We start from the raw sequence: 4,405 nt of genomic DNA, 5'->3' as shown, positions 1-4,405 counted from the left end.
GCGTAATACTTCTATATGTTCCATCTTAGCTTTAGGCATAAATACAAGAAGAACATCGCTTTTAAACTGACAACAAATATCAGAATCTCTAAACAATCCGTTTAAACGCTCTGTAATTTGCTCGATCAAAGCAAACATTTTTGCGTCTCCATTTTTAGACACATACTGCGCTAAATCAGGCAGGTGTAACCCCAATAATAAGTGCTCTTCTTCGTGGCGAAGTGCAATCCTATTAACCCAGCTAAGAAGATTAGAAAAATACCCGCCGTCTACTTTCCCGCTTAAGGTCAGTTCAGGCGCCGATAGCTTCACTCCATGACGGAATATATACTCTCCCTGAACTCCAAGTTTCAGCGAATAAATCTTCCTAACAACCAACTTTGAAATATCGTTTTTTGTACCACACTCGAAACAAGAAGCTAATGTCTCCGCCTCAGAAAAAGAGTGAGAGCATGAGTTACATGTATGAGTTTCTAAAGGGCGATCATAATCCACTCCAATATGTCGAAGCTGAGTCAAACATTTCGGGCATTCTAATTTTTGATTGCGTTTGAAAAGCCCTTGTTCAGCAACATGGCCACACGTGAAACAATGGAGAGAGGTACGCTCAGTAATATCAATGTCTTTGCAAGAAGGACACGCTTCGATGTAGTTTAAGTGGGCACTGGCACATTCATGACACACTCTTACTCGATCGATTAAATCCTCAATTTCAAAAGTGTCTCGCTTAGTCTCTGATAATACAAAACGATAAGTTGAACTTAACTCCGGATAGTAAAGCTCCACTAACGGATAGGAATATATCGATTTATGAGACAAATATTTGTGAGGTGATAATCGACGTCTTTGATCCAAGCCTAACCACCCAACAAGAGGGTCTAATGTATCCGATGTGTCGATAATACTTTCTAACGTTCTGCGGTGTTGAATCACCTCTTCTTCAACACTTTCTGGATTTAAAGTGCCGTCTGATAAACACTCTGATAATGCACTATCTTCTAAAATATAAATCTTCCAAGACCAAAATTTCCTGCTACGGTGGAGTTGGCTCATCACGTCGTCTTGCGAACTAAGATCGCCATTTAGAACTATGACGCCGCCCAATAATTCAGGGAGTTGATTAATGTCACTGACTGGCACGAGCTCAAATGATTCTCTGGTTTCAAGTGTAGGGGTTCCAAGGCAGTAAATTTTCAACTTATCTTTCATTCATTAACTCCAAGTCTTTTGACGTTGTCATCGTTGAATTAAAGCTAAACAAACGTTAATTTTGAACGATGCTATTTCATTATTCACCCTTACATAAATACTAGATATCGATATGAAAACCGTCCAATAATTAGCCAAAAAGATTAAATAGGATCACCAATTAATTAACACCTACGAAACATAAATATCGTTAATACTTGGCATCAAAGCGGTTACATTCAAGTCTAAAAGTAGGGGTTGATGAGTGTTATTTTCGATAGCAGCACTTCCGGAATAATAGCGTTCTCAAAAAAATTAAGCCTAATGCCCATGATTTTTTGACCTCCTAAACACAAAAAGAGCTCAACTAAGTGAGCTCTTTTTTATTATCTATATCTTGCTATCAATGGAGTTATCTAGGAATCAGACCCGATTAACCAAAGATGAAGCTGTATAGGAAGCCTGCCCCCATCGCCATGCTTAGGATAACGAATAGGAATGCTGCAATCATTTGGTTCTTGAAGATTGATTTAAGCAGGATAACTTCCGTTAAACTTGCACCTGCACTACCAATAATCAATGCCATTACCGAACCCAACGCCATGCCTTTCTGAACTAGAGCAGCACTTAATGGGATTACCGCTTCAGCACGAATGTACAGTGGAATACCAATCACGGCTGCTACTGGAATCGCATACCACATACCTTCACCAGCGTACTGTGCAATTAGGTCTGTAGGAATGAAGCCGTAGATGAATGAACCAATCGCAATACCCATCATTAGGTAAGGGAAAACTTGTTTGAAGTCTTTCCAAGTTGAGAACCAAATTCTCATCCAACGGCTAGGTTCTTTCTTCTCTACAATTTCAGCAGTCGCGCTTCCATCCGCAGAACAGCATGAAACCGTGACTTGTGGCTCTTCTTTTTTAGAATCGCAGCAAGATGTCTCTTTCGCCATTGCTGGCGCAGGCTCACCACATGCACTTGTACCACATGAAGATTCCGCTTTAGCCGTTGCTGCTTTCTTAGGAGTAGAGTCACGACAACTAGTGCCACAGCTTGAAGCAGAACCTGTCGATTCATACGCTTCAGGTTTGACGTAGCGTTCAAAACCTAACTTCTCAAGTGCGTAACCAGCGACTACAGATACCGTCATTGCTACAAGGAAGTAGAACACAGCGACTTGCCAACCGAACGTAATCACGAACAAACCAATGATCACTGGGTTCAATAGTGGGCTACCGAATAGGAACACCATCATTGGACCGAAACCCGCTCTTGCACGCAGCAATCCTTTTAGGAAAGGAATGGTCGAACATGAACAGAAAGGTGTAATTGCACCCAATAGTGCAGCAACCACATACCCCTTACCATTACGTGAGCTCAGGATAGATTGAATCTTTTCTGGTGTAAGGAACTCTTGAAGAATCCCAACAATGTAGCTGATCGCTAAAAAAAGGATAATTAACTCTACTGCTAAGAAAGCGAACATATCAAGTGCGTCTTTTAGCATTGTTAACATTTCATTGCTCATAATTAACTCCAAACTGGATTGAAGGTCGGGCTCTATGAGAAAAGTAACCAACCCTTAATTTCGAATATTCTCGAATTATAGAAATAAACAGCTCCAGATCAAGATTTATTTCGATAAAAATCGAAATGATTTTCGAAAACACAGTTTTTCAATGACTTACACAGACACAGTTTTTAAATTTGAATTCGACATACATTTCGACTAACATCGAAATTAAATCTTGAGGAGTTAATATGAACTTAGAAGTCGTTGCGAAAGCACTTAAAGAGTTGGGCCACCCTATTCGCCTAACCATTTATAAGAGTGTCGTTAAAGCTGGCTACCAAGGCATTGCAGTTGGCGGCCTACAAGAAGAACTAGGCATTCCCGGTTCTACCTTGTCTCACCACATATCAAGCTTGGCGTCTGCGGGCCTAATCAGCCAAAGACGAGAAGGGAGAACTCTATTCTGCGTGGCGGAGTATGAATGCCTAGAAGGTGTGATTGATTTCTTACAAGACGAGTGTTGCGTAAATGAACAGTGCAACTAATGCACCTTTGAACAAGGCAACTTTGAATAAGGCACCTTTAAAGCTCGAACAAGTCTGGGCCGAGTATCAGCAAGCGTTAAAGTCATTCTTGCATTCAAAGGTCAACAATTCTGCGGATGTAGACGACTTGCTCCAAGATATCTTGATTAAGACCTATCAGAACTTAGACAAGGTACAAGATGCGAGCAGTGTTAAGGCTTGGCTGTTCCAGTTAGCCAACAACACCATTATCGACTTCTACCGTAAACATGCACGCCAACAACGTGATAGCCAAATTGATGCTGAAGATCTGTGGTTTACCGATTTAGACCACGACTCTGAATTTAAGCAGAAGCTCTCATTGTGTATTGAACCTTTTATTCAGGCACTGCCAGAACAAAGTTCATCGCTACTGCTTGCTGTCGATATCAAAGGTCAAAGCCAAAAAGAGATCGCAGAGGCTCAAAACATCAGCTACTCAACCGTTAAGTCTCGTGTTCAGAAAAGCCGCGGGGATCTTAAGAACTTGTTTGAAGAGTGCTGTAACCTGTCACTTGATCAACAAGGCAATGTGATTGACTGCGAGCTCAAACCAGATAACGATTGCAGTAAGTGCTAATAGCCATCCCTAAAATAGAACAAAGCCAGCAGTTGATGCTGGCTTTGTTGTTTTCATAATCTGCAAATCACGCTTTGTTTATGCGAATCGAGTACTTAAGCGAACCTAGTGCTTGATCGTACCGAACTACGCCGCTTCCGCTTTTACGACCGGTTGATAGCGTCCCGGTTTATGGTTCATCGCCAAAATCAAGTTGGTGACTATCGCACCCAGTACAGACAGAAGAACCAGCGACACATCAACGATAAACAGTGAAAGCACAACAATCGTACAATCTAGTGCCATCTGAACCTTACCCGCACGAATCCCAAAACGTTCTTGTAAGAACAGCGCCAGAATGTTGAAGCCACCTAAGCTCATTTTATGACGGAAGATCACCAACATGCCGGTACCAATCAAGCCACCACCAAGTAAAGCTGCATACAATGCATGAATTTCGGCAATTTGAATCACGTGATACAAGTGATCCACGGCGAACGAAACAATCGAAACCGCGATAAACGTATTGATGGTGAAGCGCCAGCCCATACGAGCAACCGACAAAATATAGAAAGG

General features: G+C 41.6%; 5 protein-coding genes. 2 read left to right on the top strand and 3 right to left on the bottom strand.

The genetic code is table 11. The features are described from left to right. Positions 1-1,209 (bottom strand): diguanylate cyclase (locus AB4496_RS05760; protein WP_372130683.1); only part of this gene is annotated, 1,209 nt, incomplete at its 3' end. A 412-nt stretch (positions 1,210-1,621) separates the two neighbouring features. Next, positions 1,622-2,722, bottom strand: a complete 1,101-nt coding sequence (locus AB4496_RS05755; RefSeq protein ID WP_102258224.1) for a permease — start codon at positions 2,720-2,722, stop codon at positions 1,622-1,624. A gap of 233 nt (positions 2,723-2,955) precedes the next feature. On the opposite strand from AB4496_RS05755, the gene AB4496_RS05750 reads away from it, so the two are divergent. Together AB4496_RS05750 and sigZ are read left to right on the top strand one after the other, a co-directional pair. Next, positions 2,956-3,252, top strand: coding sequence for a helix-turn-helix transcriptional regulator (locus tag AB4496_RS05750; protein WP_004733042.1), 297 nt, complete (start codon positions 2,956-2,958; stop codon positions 3,250-3,252). Continuing rightward, on the top strand, positions 3,236-3,850 hold the full coding sequence (sigZ, locus tag AB4496_RS05745) for an RNA polymerase sigma factor SigZ (RefSeq protein ID WP_102258225.1): 615 nt from the start codon (positions 3,236-3,238) through the stop codon (positions 3,848-3,850). Before AB4496_RS05750 ends, sigZ begins: the two co-directional genes overlap by 17 nt. Positions 3,851-3,976: 126 nt before the next feature. On the opposite strand, the gene AB4496_RS05740 is transcribed toward sigZ, so the two are convergent. Further along, a partial coding sequence (locus tag AB4496_RS05740) for a YitT family protein (RefSeq protein WP_372130682.1) occupies positions 3,977-4,405 on the bottom strand: 429 nt, incomplete at its 5' end.

The sequence above is a fragment of the Vibrio sp. 10N.222.46.A1 genome, from assembly GCF_041473595.1.
GTDB lineage: Bacteria > Pseudomonadota > Gammaproteobacteria > Enterobacterales > Vibrionaceae > Vibrio > Vibrio tasmaniensis_A.
The sequence above is the reverse complement of the archived record's forward strand: the minus strand, read 5'-3'. Positions and strand labels throughout refer to the sequence as shown.

What these genes read in the sequence shown, in the direction of transcription:
- AB4496_RS05755 (WP_102258224.1), bottom strand. Translation starts at nt 2,722, where the DNA reads ATGAGCAATGAAATGTTAACAATGCTAAAAGACGCACTTGATATGTTC.
- AB4496_RS05750 (WP_004733042.1), top strand. Translation starts at nt 2,956, where the DNA reads ATGAACTTAGAAGTCGTTGCGAAAGCACTTAAAGAGTTGGGCCACCCT.
- sigZ (WP_102258225.1), top strand. Translation starts at nt 3,236, where the DNA reads ATGAACAGTGCAACTAATGCACCTTTGAACAAGGCAACTTTGAATAAG.